Source organism: Cystobacter fuscus (genome assembly GCF_002305875.1).
Lineage (GTDB): Bacteria > Myxococcota > Myxococcia > Myxococcales > Myxococcaceae > Cystobacter > Cystobacter fuscus_A.
Window position 1 is genome coordinate 6,962,139 of record NZ_CP022098.1, and the last position, 21,138, is coordinate 6,983,276.

General features: G+C 66.6%; 16 protein-coding genes. 12 read left to right on the forward strand and 4 right to left on the reverse strand.

Features of this window, described 5'->3' with window-relative positions; translation table 11 throughout:
- The first annotated feature begins 58 nt into the window (after positions 1-58).
- Positions 59-715 carry a hypothetical protein gene (locus tag CYFUS_RS28290; RefSeq protein ID WP_232537837.1) on the forward strand — a complete coding sequence of 219 codons (657 nt, stop codon included), beginning with the start codon at positions 59-61 and terminating at the stop codon, positions 713-715.
- A gap of 128 nt (positions 716-843) precedes the next feature.
- Positions 844-3,459: a phosphoenolpyruvate synthase gene (ppsA, locus tag CYFUS_RS28295; protein WP_095988060.1), complete on the forward strand. Its 2,616-nt coding sequence runs from the start codon at positions 844-846 to the stop codon at positions 3,457-3,459.
- A gap of 227 nt (positions 3,460-3,686) precedes the next feature.
- Here ppsA and CYFUS_RS28300 read toward each other — a convergent pair whose 3' ends face one another.
- The 3 genes from CYFUS_RS28300 to CYFUS_RS28310 all read right to left on the reverse strand — a co-directional run bounded on the left by CYFUS_RS28300 (position 3,687) and on the right by CYFUS_RS28310 (position 7,421).
- Positions 3,687-4,652, reverse strand: coding sequence for a hypothetical protein (locus CYFUS_RS28300; protein ID WP_157758703.1), 966 nt, complete (start codon positions 4,650-4,652; stop codon positions 3,687-3,689).
- Positions 4,653-4,765: 113 nt separating this feature from the next.
- Entirely contained in the window at positions 4,766-5,314 is a 549-nt protein-coding gene (locus CYFUS_RS28305) for a 2'-5' RNA ligase family protein (RefSeq protein WP_232536854.1), read from the reverse strand.
- A 49-nt stretch (positions 5,315-5,363) separates the two neighbouring features.
- Complete coding sequence (locus CYFUS_RS28310) at positions 5,364-7,421, reverse strand: STT3 domain-containing protein (protein WP_232536855.1); 2,058 nt, start codon at positions 7,419-7,421, stop codon at positions 5,364-5,366.
- 194 nt (positions 7,422-7,615) lie between these two features.
- Here CYFUS_RS28310 and CYFUS_RS28315 point away from each other — a divergent pair, with 194 nt between their 5' ends.
- The 3 genes from CYFUS_RS28315 to CYFUS_RS28325 are packed head-to-tail and all read left to right on the forward strand — an operon-like array spanning position 7,616 to position 10,740.
- Positions 7,616-8,725, forward strand: a complete 1,110-nt coding sequence (locus CYFUS_RS28315; RefSeq protein WP_095992275.1) for a sugar ABC transporter substrate-binding protein — start codon at positions 7,616-7,618, stop codon at positions 8,723-8,725.
- Between the two features lie 15 nt (positions 8,726-8,740).
- Entirely contained in the window at positions 8,741-9,514 is a 774-nt protein-coding gene (locus CYFUS_RS28320; RefSeq protein WP_071901987.1) for an ATP-binding cassette domain-containing protein, read from the forward strand.
- Positions 9,511-10,740 carry a sugar ABC transporter permease gene (locus tag CYFUS_RS28325; protein ID WP_095988064.1) on the forward strand — a complete coding sequence of 410 codons (1,230 nt, stop codon included), beginning with the start codon at positions 9,511-9,513 and terminating at the stop codon, positions 10,738-10,740. Before CYFUS_RS28320 ends, CYFUS_RS28325 begins: the two co-directional genes overlap by 4 nt.
- A 75-nt stretch (positions 10,741-10,815) precedes the next feature.
- Here CYFUS_RS28325 and CYFUS_RS28330 read toward each other — a convergent pair whose 3' ends face one another.
- Positions 10,816-11,817, reverse strand: coding sequence for a cation diffusion facilitator family transporter (locus CYFUS_RS28330; protein WP_198316131.1), 1,002 nt, complete (start codon positions 11,815-11,817; stop codon positions 10,816-10,818).
- 110 nt (positions 11,818-11,927) lie between these two features.
- Between CYFUS_RS28330 and CYFUS_RS28335 the strand changes: the two genes are divergently transcribed.
- The 7 genes from CYFUS_RS28335 (at position 11,928) to CYFUS_RS28365 (ending at position 21,137) form a co-directional block, all read left to right on the forward strand.
- A complete protein-coding gene (locus CYFUS_RS28335; protein WP_095988065.1) occupies positions 11,928-13,508 on the forward strand; it encodes a sigma 54-interacting transcriptional regulator in 1,581 nt (526 codons plus the stop codon).
- Positions 13,509-13,512: 4 nt separating this feature from the next.
- Entirely contained in the window at positions 13,513-14,445 is a 933-nt protein-coding gene (locus tag CYFUS_RS28340; protein ID WP_095988066.1) for an alpha/beta fold hydrolase, read from the forward strand.
- Positions 14,446-14,712: 267 nt separating this feature from the next.
- Positions 14,713-16,551, forward strand: coding sequence for a translational GTPase TypA (gene typA, locus CYFUS_RS28345; protein WP_095988067.1), 1,839 nt, complete (start codon positions 14,713-14,715; stop codon positions 16,549-16,551).
- A gap of 164 nt (positions 16,552-16,715) precedes the next feature.
- Complete coding sequence (locus CYFUS_RS28350) at positions 16,716-18,137, forward strand: tetratricopeptide repeat protein (protein ID WP_095988068.1); 1,422 nt, start codon at positions 16,716-16,718, stop codon at positions 18,135-18,137.
- Positions 18,137-19,225 carry a glycosyltransferase gene (locus CYFUS_RS28355; RefSeq protein WP_095988069.1) on the forward strand — a complete coding sequence of 363 codons (1,089 nt, stop codon included), beginning with the start codon at positions 18,137-18,139 and terminating at the stop codon, positions 19,223-19,225. The genes CYFUS_RS28350 and CYFUS_RS28355 overlap by 1 nt, the downstream gene beginning before the upstream one ends.
- Positions 19,222-20,262, forward strand: coding sequence for a radical SAM/SPASM domain-containing protein (locus CYFUS_RS28360; protein ID WP_095988070.1), 1,041 nt, complete (start codon positions 19,222-19,224; stop codon positions 20,260-20,262). Before CYFUS_RS28355 ends, CYFUS_RS28360 begins: the two co-directional genes overlap by 4 nt.
- Positions 20,259-21,137, forward strand: a complete 879-nt coding sequence (locus CYFUS_RS28365) for a radical SAM protein (RefSeq protein WP_095988071.1) — start codon at positions 20,259-20,261, stop codon at positions 21,135-21,137. Before CYFUS_RS28360 ends, CYFUS_RS28365 begins: the two co-directional genes overlap by 4 nt.
- The last annotated feature ends 1 nt before the right edge of the window (position 21,138 follow it).

The following is a 21,138-nucleotide window of genomic DNA, read 5'->3' on the forward strand; positions in this document are numbered from 1 at the left end:
GCCGGACCTGGGCCTCCTCTACGAGGCACGGCATGTGGGCACGGGGACAGCGGCCTTGATGCTGCGGCTGGGGGAGCACGTGGACTGGCAGCCCGAGGGGCCATGGCGGGTGCTCCTCACGTGTCGACCGACACCCACCCGGGTGACTTTGGAGGTCAAGCAGGCGCCCTCACCGGCAACAGTGTCGGAACTGGCCAACATCCTCGTCCTGATGGCGGCCTCGGTGGAACGCGTGGAGAACAGCGCCCAGGTCCAAGCCCACCTCGCACGAGGCTCGGCGGGATTCATCAAGCGATGGGCGGGACGCGCTCGCCGCCTCGGGAGTTCCTGGAGGGGGTTGGCGGTCGCGGGATTGGCCGTGGTCACCCTGGGGTTCTGGTTCCGCGAGGCGAAGGATACTGGAGGCACGCGGGTACAGACCATGTCCGCTCCGATGCCGATCAACTCCTCGGAGGTCAATGCACCCCGTCTGGCCAACGCCGATGAACTGGACGAGAAACCTATCGCATACCCATTGCCCTCGAAGCCATTCAAGGATCAGGCAACGGCGCCTTGTAGGCCCAAGGTGGGCGAAGTGGAGATCAATGGTGGCTGCTGGGTGGAACTCGCCTGGAAACCACCGTGCACGGAGCTCCAGGCGGCGGAGTACCAAGGTAAATGCTATCTTCCCACTGCAAAGAAGCGAGACCGATTGCCCCAATCCAGCCATCCCTGAAGCACGAAAATCGAACCCGAGGAGAGGTTGGGACGGCACCGCTGAGGGAGGGGCTTGCCGTAAGACGGGGTCGTCCCGCATGATCGGCCGCCGAAGCCGGATTTCACGGGAATTGGAGGCGCGAACATATGGGTTCATATGTGCTTGGTTTTCAGGATCTGGACAAAACGAAGCGCATGGTTGTCGGAGGTAAAGGCGCCAACCTGGGGGAACTTTCCAAGATCGAAGGAATCCGCGTGCCGGATGGCTTTTGCATTTCCACCGAAGCCTTCAAACGAATTATCGGGGAAATACCGTCGATCGGCGATCTACTTGATCAGTTGTCGCTTCTGAAGGCGGAAGACCGGGGCAAGATCGGTAAACTGAGCGGTGAAATCCGCAGCGCCATCGAAGGGGGTGCCATCCCTGAAGATATCCTCGAAGACATCACGCGCTTTCTCTCCAGACTGGGAGAAGAAAATGCCTACGCCATCCGCTCCAGCGCAACCGCGGAGGATTTACCGACGGCCTCCTTCGCGGGCCAGCAAGATACGTATTTGAACATCATCGGAAAGAAGGCCATCCTCGCGCACATCAGCAAGTGCTGGGCATCGCTGTTCACCGAGCGGGCCGTCACCTACCGCCTTCAGAACGGCTTCGACCATCGCAAGGTCCACCTGTCCGTGGTTGTGCAGAAGATGGTCTTCCCGCAGGCGGCAGGGATCCTGTTCACGGCCGATCCCGTCACGTCCAATCGGAAGGTGTCATCCATCGATGCCGGCTTCGGACTCGGCGAGGCCCTGGTCTCCGGCCTGGTCAATGCCGATATCTACAAAGTGCGTGACGGCGAGCTCATCGGCAAGAAGGTCTCCACCAAGAAGCTGGCCATTCATGCCTCGAACGGTGGCGGCACGAAAGAACTGGCGATCGAGCCTGAGCGGCAGAACAGGCAAGTGCTGACGGATGAGCAGATCTTGCAGCTCGCGCGCATGGGCCGAAAGATCGAAGAACACTTCGGCTGCCCTCAGGACATCGAATGGTGCCTGGTTGGCGATGAATTCCACCTGGTTCAGAGTCGGCCAATCACCACCTTATATCCCATCCCGGAAGCGAACGATCAAGACAGTCACGTTTATGTGTCTGTCGGCCATCAGCAAATGATGACCGATCCCATGAAGCCATTGGGGATTTCATTGTTCCAGTCAACGGCTTTCCGCCCCATGTACAAAGCTGGCGGAAGGTTGTTCGTTGATGTCACCAACAATCTGGCTTCACCCGCCGGCAGAGAAATGTTGCTGGAGGTCATGGGAAAACACGACCCGCTCATAAAAGATGCACTCACGACCATCATCGAGCGACGCGATTTCATCAAATCGTCGCCAGATGACAAGAAAGAACAGAACTCCAGCAAGAACAATAAAGGCACGCCGTCTTCGGAGTTTCATCCGCGAATCGAAAACGATCCAAAAATCGTTTCTGATTTGATTGAGAACAATCAGACATCGATAGACGCATTGAAACGAAACATCCAAACGAAATCAGGCTCTGAACTGCTGGATTTCATCCAAGAAGATATTCAGGAGCTGAAGAGGATTTTATTTGATCCCCGGAGTTCGGCCGTGTTCATGACCGCCATGGATGCTTCGGCATGGATCAATGAAAACATCGAGAAGTGGTTGGATGAAAAAGGCGTGGCAGACACGCTTTCTCAATCCGTACCAAACAACATCACTTCGGAAATGGGGCTGGCGCTACTGGATGTCGCAGACGTGATTCGCCCTCATCCGGAAGTGTTCGAATATATTCAACATGTAAAAGACGATGATTTTTTGGATGAACTGGTCAAGCTCAAGGGTGGACACGAAGCCCGAGACGCCATCCATGCCTATCTCGATAAGTATGGAATGCGGTGTGCTGGAGAAATCGATATCACGAGACCTCGTTGGCGCGAAAAACCAACGACGCTCATCCCCATGATTCTCGGGAACATCAAAAACTTCGCACTCGGTGCCGGCAGTCAGAAATTCGAACAAGGCCGACAGGCGGCCTTGAAAAAAGAACAAGAGTTGTTGGAACGATTGAAGCAACTACCGGATGGTGAACGGAAAGCCGAACAGACAAAGCAAATAATCAGCCTGGTCCGGAATTTCATCGGCTACCGTGAATATCCCAAATACGGCATGATCAGTCGCTACTTCGTCTACAAGCAGGCCTTGCTGAAAGAAGCCGAACGACTCGTGCGAGCCAACGTCATTCAAGAAAAGGAAGACATATACTATCTCACCTTCGAAGAGCTTCGCGACGTCGTGCGCACACATGAACTGGACGACCAGCTCATCAGCAGACGAAAAGACGAGCACACGTTGTATGAAAAACTGACGCCGCCGCGCGTCATCACGTCCGATGGCGAGATCATCGCAGGTGAATACAAACGAGACAATCTCCCGGCCGGAGCGATTGTCGGTCTCCCCGTTTCTTCCGGCATTGCGGAGGGACGCGCGCGTGTCGTCTTGAACGTGGAAGACGCCGTGCTGGAAGAGGGAGATATCCTGGTCACCGCCTTCACCGACCCGAGCTGGACACCGTTGTTCGTATCCATAAAAGGTCTGGTCACCGAAGTCGGTGGGCTGATGACCCATGGCGCGGTCATCGCACGCGAATATGGCTTACCGGCGGTTGTCGGCGTGGAAAATGCCACCAGGCTGATAAAGGATGGGCAGCGGATTCGCGTCCATGGCACGGAAGGGTACGTGGAAATCCTCTAAAACGAAGCGGGTCGGGAGCCGGTGGATCCGACCCGCTGCCGTGCTTGCTCGCCGCAGTTCAACACCCTCCAAGAGAGGGACTGAACCTGAGCCATCCCCTCATAGTTGGGCCGAAAACTTCGTGGAAAACACGCTGCTCGCGCAACAACTCACCGCGCCCATACCTCAGCTCGCGCTCGCTGCCTGAGTCGGTGAACGGTTACCATTGTATTGGCAGCGTGACGAGGTTACTTTGACTGCAACCGGTCGTGCACGCCATCGAAGTTGAAGTCCCTGTAGACACAATCGTTACGACGAACCGCCAGGTTGTCCAACCTATCGCCATTCCAATCGTCGACCAGGTATTGAGCTTCCGAGGCGCCATTGCCGTAGCACTGAAGCCGGTCCTGCACGCCATCGAAGTTGAAGTCCATGTAGACGCAATTGCCACGACGAACCGCCAGGTTGTCCAACCTATCGCCATTCCAATCGCCGACCAGGTATTGAGCTTCCGAGGCGCCATTGCCGTAGCACTGAAGCCGGTCCTGCACGCCATCGAAGTTGAAGTCCATGTAGACGCAATTGCCACGACGAACCGCCAGGTTGTCCAACCCGTCTCCATTCCAGTCGCCGACCAGGTATTGATCTTCCGAGGTACCATTGCCGTAGCACTGAAGCCGGTCCTGCACGCCATCGAAGTTGAAGTCCATGTAGACGCAATTGCCACGACGAACCGCCAGGTTGTCCAACCCGTCTCCATTCCAGTCGCCGACCAGGTATTGATCTTCCGAGGTACCATTGCCGTAGCACTGAAGCCGGTCGTGCACGCCATCGAAGTTGAAGTCCATGTAGACGCAATTGCCACGACGAACCGCCAGGTTGTCCAACCTATCGCCATTCCAATCGCCGACCAGGTATTGATCTTCCGAGGTACCATTGCCGTAGCACTGAAGCCGGTCGTGCACGCCATCGAAGTTGAAGTCCATGTAGACGCAATTGCCATAACGAACCGCCAGGTTGTCCAAGCCGTCGCCGTTCCAGTCGCCTACCAGGTATTCGCTTTCAACAGCTGCCAGTAAATCAGGCTCGTGCCCTCCATCCGCGACTGTGTCTGTCGCGAGACCACACGCCCCGAGAAGCAACACCACTGCGGCGGAGAGCGGGAAAAACCGGTTCAATGATGTGCGGCAAACAGCGCGGCCAAGACAATTCATATCGGGAATGCTCCTGCATTGACATGTGGCAGCCGAAGACTCGGCACTGTGGCGGCCCCAGGCAAGGAATCCCGTGAATCACGGGGTAGTCGTTGTTCTTCCGCGCACGCACATCAAATGAGTGTGCACATCAAGAAACACCCTCTTGGCCTGTGAAGGTATATGGAGGTTGGGCTTTTCACACTGAACGCGACCTCGGCCTCCAATGCCCAAGGGCCGTTCAAGTAGCGCCACAACTGGAAGCCCTCGCCTCGTGCCGTGAAGGGCGAGAAGTCCGCCGTCAGCAACGCCTTCAACGCGCGGGCCTCCTCCGGGGTGACCTTGTTCTGCACCGTCACGTGCGGACGGAATCCCTGCCGATCCTGGGGTGTCAACCCATGTGCCCACGGCCGGGCCAGCTCCGCGCGCAGGGAATTCAATGGCGGCGAGGTCATCTCGAACGCCACTCCGCGCCCCAGCGAGCGCAGGCCCGTCACCTGCAACTCCACCGCGGTCGCGGGCGCCACCGCGCGCAGGTCCGCCTCCACCTTCGCCCGCTCCTCTCCAGGCAGATGATGGAACAGCGTCAGGTGCGCGGACAGGTGGTTGAGCTTCGCTGGGAAGTGCTCCCGGCACAGGCGGTCGAAACGGGCGAAGGTGTCCGTGTCGAGCTTCAAGGTCACGATGAGTGGCTCCATCCGCCTCCCCATCCTTCCCGAGGCGCCCGGCCACTCACGCCCCCACCTCCACCACCTGCCCCTCGCGCACGGCCCGCTCGGACACCCGGGCGGTGCCTCCGCCCCCCTCACATTGGACGCGGTACGCATCCCGGGCGAGCACATCGGACTCGCGAGTGTCCCGGTCCGTTGGATAGGCCACGCGCAGGGAGAAGCCCCCCTCCGCACTCGCGATGGCCCGGGGCTCGTACCGGAGCGTCCCTCCCCTCCCCGTCTCCAGCTCCAACGAGGCCGTCACGGACGCACCGGGCGCGCACCGACCGCGCAGCACCGCTCCGGGCACGACCTCGAACACGCGGGCATGGGGCAGATCCGGGTGCTGGCGGCGCGACGCGGCCGAGTCATGCACGAGGCGGAAGCGCGTGCTCGCGGCCCACGTCCCCGTGGCCAGTCCCGCGTGCTCCCGCAGCCAGAACGCGAGCGTCTCGGACAGCTTCACCTCGGGGCGTCCCAGCACCCCATCCATGGGAGTGAGCAGCAGGTAGCGCGCGGACGACGCCCGCGCGAGCGCATAGGCCTCCTCCTCGGACGTGGCGCCGAGCACCGCGCTGGCCCGGGCGTTGGCCTCCTGGTGCACCGGCACCTGGGAGAAGGGCGTGGCCACCGCGGGGCGCTCGGCCCACAGCACCAGCAGGTGCCCCATGTCATAGGGCGCGATGACGCTCCAGGCCGGTCGAACGCTCGCGTCCCATGGCGGCGAGGGCTCGGGCGTGTGCTCGCGCATCCACACCATCGTGGAGCGCACACGGACAACGGGACTGGCATCGGGTTGTCTCGGGTGCGGCAGGGCACCGGCGAGCAGCGGCAACCCCGCGAGCCCCAACGCGGCGGCGGAGACACTCCGGGCACGAGGGGCCGCACCGCGCAGCAGGCCCTCCCACCCCACCGCGATGCACAGGGCCGCGCACCCCATCAGGGGTTGGGTGAAACGGGCCTGGAGCAGCGCGGCGGCTCCGAGTGAGAGCGCACCGAACACCAGGGGCGCGGCGCTCGCGTCCCGCTCCTTCCACGCCCGCGCGCTCGCGGCGACGAGCCCCACCGGCAGCAGCACCAGCACCGGGCCGAGCAACTGTCCGGCGAACTCCGGATCCTTCCACAGCGGCGTGGACTCCATGACGACGGCGAGGAGTGGATCCCCCAACCGCAGGTGGTGCCAGGCCCGGGACAACTCCGGCAGGAGCGGCACGGCACACGGCACGGCGAGGCCAAGCGCCAGCCACCCGCCGCGGCGGCGCTCCAGGAGCAGGGCCAGCCCCGAGGCCCCGCACAGCAGCCCCAGGGCGAGCAGGGGCGAGAAGGCAGTGAGTCCATGGTAGGCGAGCGAGCGGGGCTCGCCGAACAGCACCACGCCCAGGGCCAGCACCCCGGCGGTCCCCAGGCCCAGGGCGAGCCCCACCCGGCCCACGCCCGCCCCCGTCCGCTCGCGCTGGAGCCACGCGGCGACGGGCAGCGAGGCGGCGAGACCCGGCAGCAGCACGAAGCCGCTGGTGGTGAGCAGCGGCGCGAGCCCCAGCACCGCGCCCGTCAAGCCACCGAGCACGACGCCGCGCGTCTTCAACGCCTGGCCGAGCAGCAGCGCGCAGAGGGCGGCGAGGAAGGGCTCGTGGACATGGTGATCCGCGTTGCCGAGCGCCCCCGCCTCCACCGCCGCCGGTACCAGGGCCAGCAGGGCGAGCACCCCGAGGGCGACGGCCTCGCCGCGCCAGCGCCTCACGAGGAGTGACAACAGGGCCAACCCGCAGAGCGACACCACCGGATCCACCCAGGCGGCGGCGCGCTCGGGGGCCTCGGGGCCGAGCCATAGGAAGAGCGCCACGAGCCAGGTGTGCAGGGGCGGCCAGATGATGGCCGCGCCGGTGGGGGCGTTGATGTACGGATCGAAGGGCGCGAAGCGGGGGAACGCGGCCTGTTGGAGGTGGGCGTAGCGCACGTAGTAGTGCGAGTCCGTGGCGACCAGCTCCACGTGCTCCCCCGCGAAGACGTTGCGCATGTCCGCGAGCCGGGCGCAAGCGGCCAGCGCGAGCAGCGAGAACCAGACGAACCAGAAAGCCAAGGCGCGTCGGGAGGGGAAGTGTCGAGGAGGGAGCATCAACTTTTGAGAGAGTCTACTTCCGGACGGATGGCCCAACCCTACGCCGCACTGCGGCATCGGACTATGACTTGCAGCGGCCCGAGGGGACGGGGAGGATGCGCGCGCCTTTGTCGCTCCCGACACGGTTTTTTCACAAGAACGAGGCACAAGTGAACATGCGCTACTTCCCCCCATTCGGCGCCTCGGCGCTGGCTGCCCTGATGCTCTTGACTCCGGGCTGCAAGGACAACAAAGAGGCCACCCCGGCTGGCGGCGGTGCCCCGGCCAAGCCCGCGGGCGCGAAGATCGCCCTGCTGCTGCCCGAGTCCAAGACGTCGCGGTACGAGTCGCATGACCGGCCGCACTTCGAGCGCAAGGTGAAGGAGCTGTGCGCCGAGTGCGAGGTCATCTACAGCAACGCGGATCAGGACGCGGCCAAGCAGCAGAACCAGGCCGAGGCGGCCATCACCAACGGCGCCCAGGTGCTGGTGCTGGATCCGGTGGACGCGGCTTCCGCGGCGGCCATCGTGGGGCGCGCGCGCCAGTCCAAGGCGATGGTCATCAGCTATGATCGCCTCATCGCCCAGGCGGACGTGGACTACTACATCTCCTTCGACAACGAGAAGGTGGGCAAGCTCCAGGGCCAGGCGCTCGCGGACAAGCTCAAGGCGGACGGCAAGGCGGACGGCACCATCGTCGTCATCAACGGCTCGCCCACCGACAGCAACGCGGCGATGTTCAAGGCCGGCGCGCACAGCGTGCTGGACGGCAGCGGCGCGAAGATCGGCGCCGAGTACGACACGCCGGACTGGAGCCCGGACAAGGCGCAGCAGCAGATGGAGCAGGCCATCACCCAGCTGGGCAAGGACAAGATCGTCGGCGTGTACGCCGCCAACGACGGCACCGCGGGTGGCGCCATCGCCGCGATGAAGGCCGCGGGCATCAACCCCCTGCCCCCCGTGACGGGCCAGGACGCGGAGCTCGCGGGCATCCAGCGCATCGTCGCCGGTGAGCAGTACATGACGGTGTACAAGGCGATCAAGGCCGAGGCCGAGGCGGCCGCGGAGCTGGCGGTGGCGCTCGCGCGCGGTGGCCAGCCCGCGGCGGGCAAGGTCAACGGCAAGGTCAACAACGGTCAGAAGGACGTGCCCTCCGTGCTGCTCACGCCGGTGGCGGTGACCAAGGACAACATCAAGTCCACCATCGTGGCCGATGGCTTCTGGACGACGGCGCAGATCTGCGAGGGCTCCTTCCAGGCGGCCTGTGCGCAGGCGCAGCTGCAGTAAGGACACGAGGCACCCATGACGGCGACCGCGCTGCTGGCGCTCCGCAACATCTCCAAGCGATTCGGGGCCGTACAGGCCCTCAGCCAGGTGGACTTCGAGGTCCACCCGGGTGAGGTCGTGGCCCTGGTGGGAGACAACGGGGCGGGAAAATCAACCCTTGTCAAAATCATCTCGGGCAGCATTCCCATCGACGAGGGAGAAGTCCTCTTCGATGGCAAACCCGTGACGCTTGGAACGCCCAAGCGCTCGTCGGCGCTCGGAATCGCCACCGTGTATCAGGACCTCGCGCTGTGCGACAACCTGGACGTGGTGGGCAACCTCTACCTCGGTCACGAGGAGGGGAACGCCTTTGGCTGGCTGGATGAGACGGCCATGGAGCAGCGCGCCTCGTCGCTGCTCAAGACGCTGGCGGTGAGCATCCCCAGCGTGCGCACGCAGGTGGCGGCGCTGTCGGGTGGTCAGCGGCAGACCATCGCGGTGGCGCGCGCGATGATGGGCTCGCCCCGGGTCGTGCTCCTGGACGAGCCCACCGCGGCGCTCGGCGTGGCGCAGACCCGGCAGGTGCTCGATCTCATCCGGCGGCTGCGCGAGCAGGGCCTGGGCGTGGTCGTCATCAGCCACAACATGATGGACGTGTTCTCGGTGGCCGACCGCATCATCGTGATGCGGCTGGGCAAGCGCGTGGCCACCTTCGATGTGAAGAACGTGAAGGAAGTGGATGTCGTCGCGGCCATCACCGGAGCCCGGCCCGCGCAGGTCGCCAGTACGCTGAAGATGGAGGAAGCATGAGCTCCGTGAATCAATCCGCGATCGACCCCCGGTTGATCCAGGACGCGCCGGGCCTGGCCGGAGCGTGGGCGGGGTTCCGCCGCCGCGTCTCCCAGGGTGAGCTGGGCAGCCTGCCCGTCATCATCGGCCTGAGCGCCATCTGGATCATCTTCTACCTGGCCAACGAGCGGTTCCTGTCGGCCATCAACCTCACCAACCTGATGCTGCAGATCTCCGCCATGGGGATGATCTCCGCGGGCATCGTCCTCATCCTGCTGCTCGGGGAGACGGACCTGTCGGCGGGCGCCGTGAGCGGCCTGGCCGCCGCGGTGATGACCATCCTCAACGTGAAGATGCACGTGCCGGCGGTGCCCGCGCTGCTCGCGGGGCTCGCCACGGGCACGGCGATCGGCGCCTTCCAGGGCACGTGGGTGACACGCTTCAAGGTGCCCTCCTTCGTGGTCACCCTGGCGGGCTCGCTCGCGTGGCAGGGCGCGCTGTTCTCCGTGCTGGGCTCCACCGGCAGCGTGAACCTGTACGATCCGGTCATCACCGGGCTGACCTCGACGTTCTTCTCCACCCCCATGTCGTGGGCGGTGGCGGCGCTCATCATCGGCATCTACGTGGGCAGCGTGTTCCTGGAGCGGCGGCGGCGCGCGTCGCTGGGGCTCATCCAGGCGCCCCTGCGCAACGTGGCCCTGCGGATGATCATCATCTGTGGGGCGGTGGTGGCGGCGGTGAGCATCTTCACGCGCGACCGCGGCCTGCCCCTGGCCACGCTCATCTTCGCGGGCGTGGTGGCGGCGCTGGAGCTGCTCCTGCGCAACACGCGCTTTGGCCGTCACGTGTTCGCCGTGGGTGGCAACGCCGAGGCGGCGCGCCGGGCGGGCATCCGCGTGGAGTTCATCCGCATCACCATCTTCGCCATGGGCTCCACCCTGGCGGCCGCGGGCGGCATGCTCGCCGCCTCGCGTCTGCTCGCGGTCAATCAGTCCTCGGGCAGCGGCGACGTGCTGCTCAACTCCATCGGCGCGGCGGTCATCGGCGGCACCAGCCTCTTCGGCGGGCGCGGCTCGGCCTGGTCCGCGCTGCTCGGCGCGCTGGTCATCGGCTCCATCGCCAACGGCATGGATCTGCTGGCCTTCTCCTCGTCGGTGAAGTTCATGGTGACGGGCAGCGTGCTGCTCGTGGCCGCCTCGGTCGACGCGGTGTCCCGCCGCGGACGCCAGGCTGCCGGCCGGGCGTGAGGTAACCGGAGCCGGTGCCGCGAGAGGACCCGATGTCTGGGGTCCTCCCGGTACCGGCCCCCCCGGAGCCCGGGCTCAGTGCACCTCGCCCACGTGGGCGTAGGTCTCGCTCTCGATCTGGATCGTCGTGTGATCGATCTTGAAGCGCTCGAGCAGCTCGTGCTTCACCGCCGAGAGGATGTCGTCGTTGTTGCTGACCTTCGGGTCCGCCACCACGAGGTGCGCCGAGAGCGCGTACATCCCGCTGGCGATCGTCCACACGTGCAGGTCATGCACGTCGCGCACGCCCTGCACCTTGAGCAGCAGCTCCTTGACCTGGGGCATGTCCACGTGCGCGGGCACGGCCTCGAGCAGCACGTCCACCGCGTCCCGCACCAGCCGTACCGCCCCCACCACGATCACCACCGAGATGAGCACGGAGATGAGCGGGTCCACCGCGTACCAGCCCGTCAACCACATCACCCCCGCGCCCACCAGCACGCCCACGCTCGACAGGGTGTCGCCCAGCACGTGCAGGAAGGCCCCGCGCACGTTCATCGAGTGCGTGTGGTGAAGGAAGTTCAGGGCCAGCAGGTTGGAGATGAGGCCCACCGTGGCCACCACCGCCATGGGCCCCAGGTTCACCTCGGTGGGCGAGCGGAAGCGCTCCCAGGCCTCCAGGACGATGCCCACGGTGATGGCCAGCAGCAGCACGCCGTTGAGCAGCGCGCTGAGGATCTCCATCCGGTAGTAGCCGTACGTCTTCTTCTGATCCGCCGGCTTGCCGGAGAACCACAGGGCGAGCAGGCTCAAGCCCAGCGCGCTGATGTCGGTGAGCATGTGACCCGCGTCCGACAGCAGGGCCAGCGAGCGGGTGAGCCAGCCCCCCACTGCCTCCGCCACGGCGATGGTGCCCGTGAGCGCCAGCGCGACGAGCAGGCGGTCGCGGTCCTTGCGCCGCTCCTCCTTCAAGGAACGAGGCGGGGGTCTCGGGGGTTGACCATGGCCGTGGCCGTGCCCATGGCCACCACACGCCTCTCCGTGCGAGTGATCATGGTCATGAGAGGACGCTGCATGCGAATGACGAGGAGGAGTCACAGGTGCAGGGTATTCCACCGCGCCCACACGTGGGGGCGCCAGGTGGGTAGAATCGACGAACCTCGCGGGCTCAAGGTCTCCTCTTGTTGAACATTCCCAAGCCACGGCAAATGGACCGTGAGCGGCACCAGAACCTTCAGAGCATCATCATGCTGCGGGAGCTCGTCCGCAAGTGGTGGCGCGCGGAGCTGCACTTCGCGGATCGGCACGGGCAGGTGCTGGATTGGAACCGGGGCGAGGCCATCGCCTCCGCGGCCAGTGCCTGCTGCCGGCTCGCGCGGGGTTCCCGCGAGGGGCTGCGGCGCTGCAACCAGTCGGTGCGCGAGCTGCACGAGCAGTTTGCCGGCAACCGGCGCCTGCGCCGGGCCATCGTGCACCCCTGCCACCTCCAGTTCAGCCTGGTGGCCGCGCCACTGTACGTGCAGGACGAGTACGAGGGGTTCCTCTTCGTCGAGGGTCTGCTGCGCGAGCCGCTGACGACGGGCGCGCGGGACGGCATCCGGACGCGGCTGCGCGAGCTGCAACCGGCGACCCTGGACGTGGAGCGCGCCGTGGAGCGGCTGCTCGTGCTGGATGACGACAACCTGGAGAAGCTCACCGTACTGCTCGAGTACGGCACCGGGGAGATCGCCGCCTACGAGGCCGAGCGCACCCGCGAGCAGGAGCGTGCCCAGGAGGCACCCGCCCGCGGCGGCGCGAACGCGCGCTTCGGGCACATCATCGGCCGCTCGGCCGCGCTCCAGGAAATCTTCAAGGTGCTTGAGAAGGTGTCCAACTCCGAGGCCACCGTGCTCATCAACGGCGAGTCGGGCACGGGCAAGGAGCTGGTGGCGCGCGCCATCCACGACAACGGCCCCCGGCGCAACGCGCCCTTCGTGGTGCAGAACTGCTCGGCCTTCAACGACAACCTCCTGGAGAGCGCCCTGTTCGGCCACATGCGGGGCGCCTTCACCGGCGCGGTGCGCGACAAGAAGGGCCTGTTCGAGACGGCCGACAGTGGCACCTTCTTCCTCGACGAGGTGGGTGACATGTCGCCCGCGTTGCAGGTGAAGCTGTTGCGCGTGCTCCAGGAGGGGACGTTCCTGCCCGTGGGCGGCACCCAGCCGCGCGAGGTGGACGTGCGCGTCGTCGCCGCCACCCACAAGGACCTGGGCGAGATGGTCAAGCGCGGCGAGTTCCGCGAGGACCTCTACTACCGCATCAACGTCATCCGCGTGCACCTGCCGCCCCTGCGCGAGCGCCGGGACGATCTGCCGCTCCTGGTGGATCACTTCCTGCGCAAGCACCACCGCGAGGGTCAGCGCGCCCGCGGCCTGTCCCCCGAGGCGCTCGCCCTGCTCAGCCGCTATGCCTGGCCGGGCAACGTGCGCGAGCTGGAGAACGAGATGGAGCGCTTGCTCGTGCTCGGCGGGGATCTGGAGCTGCTGCCCGCCGACCTCATCTCCAGCCGCATCCGCGACGCGGTGTCGCCTGGGGGCTCGTCCGCCCCCCTCCCCCGCCTCACCGGCAGCCTGCACGAGGCCGTGGAGACACTCGAGCGGGAGATGATCCACCAGGGACTGTTGCGTACTGGGAACAACAAGAGCCGGCTGGCCCGGGAGCTTGGCATCAGCCGCTCCAACCTTATCTTGAAGATCGCCCGTTACGGGCTCGACGCGGGTCTTCCTCCCGACGCCGAGGCGGACGCATGACACCATGAGCGATCTCTTCCGGCAGGACTTCCTCACCGTTCCCGATGGGGCGGCGCTGTACTACCAGGTGAGTGGAGCGGGCGAGCCCGGCGCGGTGATGTGCGATGGCCTGGGCTGCGACGGCTTCGTGTGGAAGTACCTCGAGCCCGCGCTGGCGCGCCAGCACCGCGTGCTGCGCTGGAACTACCGGGGCCATGGCCGCTCGGGCGTGCCGGACAAGCGCAACCGCATCGGCATGTCCTATACCTGCGATGATCTCAACCGGGTGATGGACGCGGCGGGCATCAAGCAGGCGGTGCTCTTCGGCCACTCCATGGGCGTGCAGGTGGCGCTCGAGTTCCACCGACGCTTCCCCGAGCGGGTGAAGGGGCTCGTGCTGGTGTGCGGCAGCTACGGCACCCTGCTCGACACCTTCCACGACGGCCCGCTGCTCAAGCGGCTCTTCCCCTTCATCAGGTTCACCGTGGAGCACTTCCCGGACCGCGTGGCGCGCCTCACCCGCGCCCTGCTCAGCACCCCGCTGGCCCTGGAAGTCGCCCTGTCGGTGGAGATGAACCGCTCGCTGCTCTCCAAGAGCGACCTCATCCCCTACTTCGCGCACCTGGCCAACATGGACCCGGTCGTCTTCGTACGCACCCTGCGCTCGGCCGCCCACCACAACGCCTGGCGGCACCTGCCGCGCGTGAACGTCCCCACCCTCGTCATCGCCGGCAAGCTCGACAAGTTCACCCCCGCCTGGCTGTCACGTCGGATGGCCGCCCACATCCCCGGGGCCGAGCTCCTCCTGCTGCCCGAGGGGACTCACGTGGCTCCCCTGGAATACCGGGAAACCGTCGAGCGGCGGGTGGGACGCTTCCTGCGCGAGCACCAGCTCGTGCCTCCTCCGGCGCACTACCCCACCTCCAACAAGCACGAGTACTTCGCCGCCTTCCCCTAGCGAAGGAGCGCGGGAGCATATCGCCTCCACACCTACCTGGTGGGAGGACGCTGGAGTCGAGGGGCCGCGCCGGGGCCAGGGGCTGGTCGTCGGCACGCCTTTCGTCCAGCCACGTTGCAGGGGGAGGACTCACGGCATATAAGCGCCCGCCCTTCGCGTTTCTGAGGGGTTCCATCAGGCCCCCTGAGGGCCCGGGCGCCTTGCCCACCCACGACTTCTTCCGCCGGGCTTCGTGCTTCGGCCGTCCCCCGCAGATCCCCCGCATCCATGATTGCCCGAGAGAACATCCGCAACGTCGCCATCGTCGCCCACGTCGACCATGGCAAGACCACCCTCGTCGACCACATGCTTCGCCAGGCGGGCATCTTCCGCAGCAACGAAGCCCTGACCGAGCGGGTGATGGACTCGAACGACCTCGAGCGCGAGAAGGGCATCACCATTCTCGCGAAGAACACCGCCGTCACCTACCAGGGAAAGCAGATCAACATCATCGACACCCCGGGCCACGCGGACTTCGGCGGTGAGGTGGAGCGCGGCCTGCGCCTGGTGGATGGAGTCATCCTCCTGGTGGACGCGGCCGAAGGTCCCCTGCCCCAGACGCGCTTCGTGCTCAGCAAGGCGCTGGGCATGGGCCTCAAGACGGTGCTCGTCATCAACAAGATCGACCGCGCCGACGCCCGGGCCAAGGACATCCTGGATCAGGTCTACTCGCTCTACATCGACCTGGGCGCGGACGAGCACCAGCTCGAGTTCCCCGTGCTCTACACGGTGGCGCGCCAGGGCCAGAGCTCCACGAGCCTGGAGGTGCCGGGCAAGACGCTCGAGCCGCTCTTCCAGGCGATCCTCTCACACATCTCGCCTCCGCCCGCGCCGCAGCAGGAGCAGCTGCAGTTGCTCGTGGCCAACCTGGACTATGACGACTACGTGGGCCGCCTCGCGGTGGGCCGCGTCCAGGCGGGGCGGATCGCCGCCAACATGCCCGTGGCCGTGATGCGCGAGGGCGGCAAGATCGCCCAGGGCAAGATCGTCAAGCTCTACGGCTTCCAGGGCCTCAAGCGCACGGAGATCCCCGACGCGGGCCCCGGAGAGATCGTCTCCATCGCGGGCATCGAGGACATCTCCATCGGTGACACCATCGCCGACGCGGAGCGGCCCGTGGCGCTGCCGCGCATCACCGTGGACGAGCCCACGATGATGATGATCTTCAAGGTCAACGACGGGCCGCTAGCGGGCAAGGAAGGCAAGTACGTCACCAGCCGCAACCTGCGCGAGCGCCTGTACCGCGAGGCCTACCGCAACGTGTCCATCCGCGTGGAGGACACCGAGACGCCGGACGCCTTCCGCGTGGTGGGCCGTGGCGAACTCCAGCTCGCCGTCATCATCGAGACGATGCGCCGCGAGGGCTACGAGCTGACGGCCTCCAACCCCGAGCCGGTGACGAAGACGATCGACGGCGTGCTGCACGAGCCCATGGAGTTGCTCTTCTGCGACGTGCCGGAGAACAGCGTGGGCTCGGTGACCGAGCGCCTGGGGCCCCGCAAGGGCCGCATGGTGGACATGGCCCAGCTCGGCGGTGGGCGCACCCGCCTGCAGTTCCGCATCCCCGCGCGCGGCCTCATCGGCTTCCGCTCGGAGTTCCTCACCATCACCCGCGGTGAGGGCATCATGAGCAGCCAGTTCGACGGCTACGAGCCCTGGTTCGGCTACATCCCCAAGCGCGCCAACGGCGCCATCGTGTCCGACCGCCTGGGCGAGACGGTGCCCTACGCGCTCTTCAGCATCCAGGAGCGCGGCCACCTGTTCGTGGGCGCCGGCGTCACCATCTACGAGGGCATGATCATCGGCGAGCACGTGCACCCCTCCGAGCTCAACGTGAACGCCTGCCGCGAGAAGAAGCTCACCAACATCCGCGCCGCCGGCCGCGACGAGAACGTCATCCTCACGCCGCCTCGCGAGATGGGCCTGGAGAAGGCGCTGGAGTGGATCGCCGACGACGAGCTGGTCGAGGTGACGCCCAAGTCGGTGCGCATGCGCAAGAAGGCGCTGAGCTCGGGCGAGCGCTACCGCGCCGAGCGCGACCGCAAGCGCGAGGAGCGCGAGGGCTGAGAACCCCGAAGGTGCCGCGGCAGTCGAAGCGGCGCCCGGGTTTCACTCGAGGGCGAAGGTGGGCGGGGTTTGCCGCTCCCTTCGCCCTTCGTCTTTTCCACGCATTGCCCCGCCGCGCCTTCCGGTATCAACTCCCTCCTGGTTCGACGCGAGGGAGTGGGTACTTGAAGCAAGGGAAGATCCTGGCACTGGTGGGGGTGCTCGTCGTGGCGCCCATGGCGCTGGCGCAGGGGGGAGCCAAGAGCCCGAAGCAGTCCGCGGGGAAAACGGCCGCGCGGGCCCTCGAGGTGTACGAGCAGGGCAAGCGCCTCTACGACGCGAAGAACTACGCGGGCGCCCTCGATCGCTTCGATCAGGCCGCGGCAATCGAGCCCGGCAAGGCGCGCTGGCAGTACAACCGGGGCCTCGCCCTGCGCAAGCTCAGCCGCTTCTCGGAGGCCCGCGAGGCCCTGCTCCACTCGCGCTCCCTGGACCCGGCCTACAAGCGCGCGGAGATCGACGACAAGCTCCGGGAGATGGGCTTCTCGCCAACACCGCCGCCGAGCACTCCCTCGGAAGAGCCCTCGACTCCGTCCACCAGCACTCCCTCGGAAGAGCCCTCGACTCCGTCCGCCAGCACGCCCCCCGCTCCGCCGCCACCCGAGCCTTCCGTTGTCCCGCGAGGCGGGACGTCGAAGAAGCCGGCCAACCCCATGTTGTCCTTCTGTCTCTGCTCCGGGATGGCCCTCCTGTTCTTCCTGTTGTTCCGCCGGCAGCTGTCGAAAACGAAGCCCCTTCAGGACTCGCACCACGCCTCCACCTCCACCCTCCAGCCCCGGAGCGAGGAGCTCGCGCCGCTGGAGGGGCAGCTGAAACAGGTCGCGGCCTCGCTCGCCCAGGTGGAGCATGCCTTGCGGCTGAACGAGGACGCCGACCTGCGAGCACTGCTCAACCAGGCCACGATGGCCGAGCAGAACGCCTGGCAATCGATGGAGGACTTCCGGAAGGGAACCGCGTCGCGGTCCGCCGTGAAGCGGCGGATCGACAAGGCACACGAGGCGACGGAGGCGGCGGTGGCCCATGCGCACGGCCTCTTTGGCGAGCAGGCCTTCCTGCCCGAGGGCGAGCGCGTGGGTTGCTACTTCTGCGCACGCCCCCTGGCCAACCCGTCCTTCCGGATGCAGGTGCCCCTCAAGCGGGGCTCTCAGGTCACGCACGTGCTCGCGTGCCCCCCGTGCGCGAACATGGCCGCCGCGGGTCAGCCTCCCCCCGTGAAGGTGCGGCGATCGAGTTCTGGCCAGACCCAGCACTGGAGCGAGGTGCACGGGTACGATCCCTATACCCATCGTCACCAGCCCCATCCGGACATGAGCACGATGCCCGCCTGGCAGTACGCTCCGGAGCGCTCACTCGGCGAGGTGGCGGCGATGGCCGCGGGAGGCGCGCTCGCGACGGGACTGGCGGCCTACGGGGTGAGCCGGTTGCTGGATCTCGACAGCGCGAGCGAGGCGGCGGCGGCCCAGGCCGCGACCCAGGCCGCGACCCAGGCGGCGGCGAAGAGGGCCAGTGAACACCGCGAGGAGCGCGACTGGAAGGATCACTCCTGATGGGCGCGCCCCGCTTCGTCTTCTACGCCGTCAATGGTCTGGGACTGGGCCACGTCACACGCCTGGTGTCCATCGCCCGGGCGCTGCGCCGGCTCTCGCCGGAGTGCGAGGTGCTCTTCCTCACCTCGTCCGAGGCCGATCACGTCATCTACCGCGAGGGGTTCGCCGCGGTGAAGCTGCCCTCGAAGACCATCCGCGAGCGCTGTGGCCTGCGCAAGGGCCACTACCTCAAGCTGGTGCAGACGGTGACGTGGAACACGATCTCCGCGTTCGATCCGGACGTGCTGGTGGTGGACACCTACCCCACCGGCTCTTTCGAGGAACTCATTCCGGTGCTGCGCTGGCGCCAGAAGAACGTCTTCGTCTTCCGGGAGCAGCGGGCCGCGGTGGCGGGCTCCGAGCTGCTCCAGGCCTCGCTGCGGCTGTATGACCGGATCCTCATCCCCCACGAGGACGTGGCCCGGGTGGGGCCACTGCCCGAGCCCGCCAAGGCCCTGGCCGTGGGCCCCATCCTCATCCGCGAGCGCCACGAGCTGCCAGACCGGGCCCGGGCACGCGAGGCGCTCGGACTGCCACGGGACGGAACCCTGCTCTACGCCTCCTTCGGCGGCGGTGGAGACCCCGAGGCAGCCCGGGCATTGACGCTCACGGCCCAGGTGGCGCGGGAGCTGCCCGGGGTGCGACTGGTGGTGGGCGCGGGTCCCCTGTGGCGCGAGCAGCCGCCCGCGCTGGAGGGAGCGGTGGTGCTCCAGGGCCGCTACCCCGCGCTGGACTTCCTGCCGGCCTTCGACGCGGCGGTGACGGCGGCCGGCTACAACGCCGTCCACGAGTTGCTGTACGCGGGCATCCCCTCCGTCTTCGTGCCCTTCGAACGGATGGTGGACGACCAGGAGAAGCGCGTGCACGAGGTGGAGGACGCGGGGGCGGGCCTGGCGTGCTCGCCGCTGACGCGCGAGGGGCTCACCCGCGCGGTGCGCGAGCTGATGAAGCCGGAGGTGCGCCAACGCCTGGGCGCGAGGGCTCGCGAGAAGGTGGCGCGCAATGGCGCGGAGCCCGCGGCGCGGGCACTGCTGGAGTTGCTCCCATGAAGAACCCGAATCCGATGCGCGAGCGCCTCAAGGGCTACCTGGAGCGCCGGCCACGCACCGGGCCGGAGACGGTCCACCTGGACGTCACCAACGCGTGCAACCTGGACTGCATCACCTGCTGGAACTACGCGCCGGACCTGGCGCAGGCCAAGCCGGTGGCGTGGAAGCGGCAGCGGATGGACGCGGCCACCTTCCACCGCATGGTGCACGAGTGCGCCGACGCGGGCGCCGAGCGCATCGTCATCAGCGGCGGTGGCGAGCCCTTCACCCACCCGGACATCTACACCTTCATCGGCGCGGTGAAGGCGCGCGGCCTGCGGCTCACCGTCATCTCCAACGGGACACTGTGTGATTGGGAGCGGGTGCGCGGGCTCGGCGTGGACCAGATGCTGCTCAACATGGCCTCCGCCTCTCCGGAGACCTATGTGGCCTACCACCCCAACCAGCCTCCAGAGACCTTCCACCGGCTGCTCGAGGGCGTACGCACGGTGCGCGACGTCACCGCCGTGAACCTGGTGCAGGTCATCAACCGGGTGAACTACCAGGAGCTGCCCCAGATGGTGCGGCTCGCGCATGACGTGGGCGCGCGCTCGTCCTTCAAGGTGGGAGACGTGCCCCGGGGCACCGAACACCACGCGCTCACCGCCGAGCAGCGGCAGCAGGTGCTCGGCGAGCTCATCCCCGAGGCGCGCAAGCAGGCCAAGGCGCTCAAGGTGAAGCACAACCTGGACGCGTACGAGGTCCAGTTGTCGGGCAAGTGGCCCTCGGGGCGGGAGACGGGGTGCTTCGCGGGCTATCTCTACAGCCGCGTCTACGTGGACGGGCGCGTCTTCTTCTGCTGCGAGCACATCGAGGCGGGGCACGTGAAGGACGGTGCCTTCCAGGACCTGTGGCGCGCGCCGGCATACGAGGCGGTGCGCGAGCGGCTGCACCGGGGCGAGTACTACCCGGGCTGCGCGCGCTGCGGAAAGCACGACATGAACTTCGCGGCGTCGAGGGATCTGCGCGAGATGCTCGAGGAGGGAGAGCTGCCATGAGCGGCCCACGTCCCACGGTGAGCTGGAACATCGTCGGCGGGTGCAACTACCGCTGCACGTACTGCGTGCAGAAGCACATGCCGGGCATTGGCGGGCCCACGGACGAGCAGCTCGAGGCGGCGCTGACCGCGCTCACGGCACTGCCGGGAAGCTGGGAGTTCAAGATCTCCGGCGGAGAGCCCTTCCTGCTCAAGCGGCTGCCGGAGGTGGCACGGCGCCTGGCGGAGGCGGGACACAAGGTGTCGCTGCTCACCAACCTGTCGGCCCCGCTGCGGGTGATCTCCACCTTCATCGAGGCGGCGGGAGAGCGGTTGCGCACCTTCTCGTGCTCGCTGCATCGCGAGGAGGTGGAGGAGACGGAGTTCCTCGAGAAGGCGCGAGCGGTGAAGGAGCTGCTGGCCCGATGGCCGCGCGCCACCTTCGTCGTCAACGGCGTGGTGGTGCCCGGACAGGTGCCGGAGGTGGCCGCCAGCCGCGAGCAGTTCGAGCGGGCGGGCATCAAGTTCTATCCCCAGCTCATGCGGGTGAACGGCAAGCCCGCCGAGTACGGCTGGATGGACCGCTGGCGCATCGACCGGGCCTTCGGGGACATGGCGTCCCCGTCTCGGATGAATCGCGGCTATCAGCTCAAGGGCCGCCTGTGCCACGCGGGCAGCCAGTACTTCATCATCCATCCCAAGGGGGACGCCTTCTCCTGCTACCCCGGCAAGCGCTTCGGCGACGGACACCTGGGCAACGTCTTCGACGGGACGCTGAAGCTGTGGGACGCGCCCCGTCCGTGCCACTACGAGGTATGCCCCTGCACGGTGCCGCAGAACCGGGGCATCATCGAGGGCTTTGGCGGCGGGGCCGGAGAAGACGCCGTCAGCTTCTGAG

Bases quoted from the DNA above. Each gene is read 5' to 3' on its own strand.
- CYFUS_RS28300 (WP_157758703.1), bottom strand. From the start codon at position 4,652: ATGAATTGTCTTGGCCGCGCTGTTTGCCGCACATCATTGAACCGGTTT.
- CYFUS_RS28355 (WP_095988069.1), top strand. From the start codon at position 18,137: ATGGGCGCGCCCCGCTTCGTCTTCTACGCCGTCAATGGTCTGGGACTG.
- CYFUS_RS28365 (WP_095988071.1), top strand. From the start codon at position 20,259: ATGAGCGGCCCACGTCCCACGGTGAGCTGGAACATCGTCGGCGGGTGC.
- typA (WP_095988067.1), top strand. From the start codon at position 14,713: ATGATTGCCCGAGAGAACATCCGCAACGTCGCCATCGTCGCCCACGTC.
- CYFUS_RS28340 (WP_095988066.1), top strand. From the start codon at position 13,513: ATGAGCGATCTCTTCCGGCAGGACTTCCTCACCGTTCCCGATGGGGCG.
- CYFUS_RS28335 (WP_095988065.1), top strand. From the start codon at position 11,928: ATGGACCGTGAGCGGCACCAGAACCTTCAGAGCATCATCATGCTGCGG.
- CYFUS_RS28320 (WP_071901987.1), top strand. From the start codon at position 8,741: ATGACGGCGACCGCGCTGCTGGCGCTCCGCAACATCTCCAAGCGATTC.
- CYFUS_RS28360 (WP_095988070.1), top strand. From the start codon at position 19,222: ATGAAGAACCCGAATCCGATGCGCGAGCGCCTCAAGGGCTACCTGGAG.
- CYFUS_RS28315 (WP_095992275.1), top strand. From the start codon at position 7,616: ATGCGCTACTTCCCCCCATTCGGCGCCTCGGCGCTGGCTGCCCTGATG.
- CYFUS_RS28325 (WP_095988064.1), top strand. From the start codon at position 9,511: ATGAGCTCCGTGAATCAATCCGCGATCGACCCCCGGTTGATCCAGGAC.
- ppsA (WP_095988060.1), top strand. From the start codon at position 844: ATGGGTTCATATGTGCTTGGTTTTCAGGATCTGGACAAAACGAAGCGC.
- CYFUS_RS28290 (WP_232537837.1), top strand. From the start codon at position 59: ATGCTGCGGCTGGGGGAGCACGTGGACTGGCAGCCCGAGGGGCCATGG.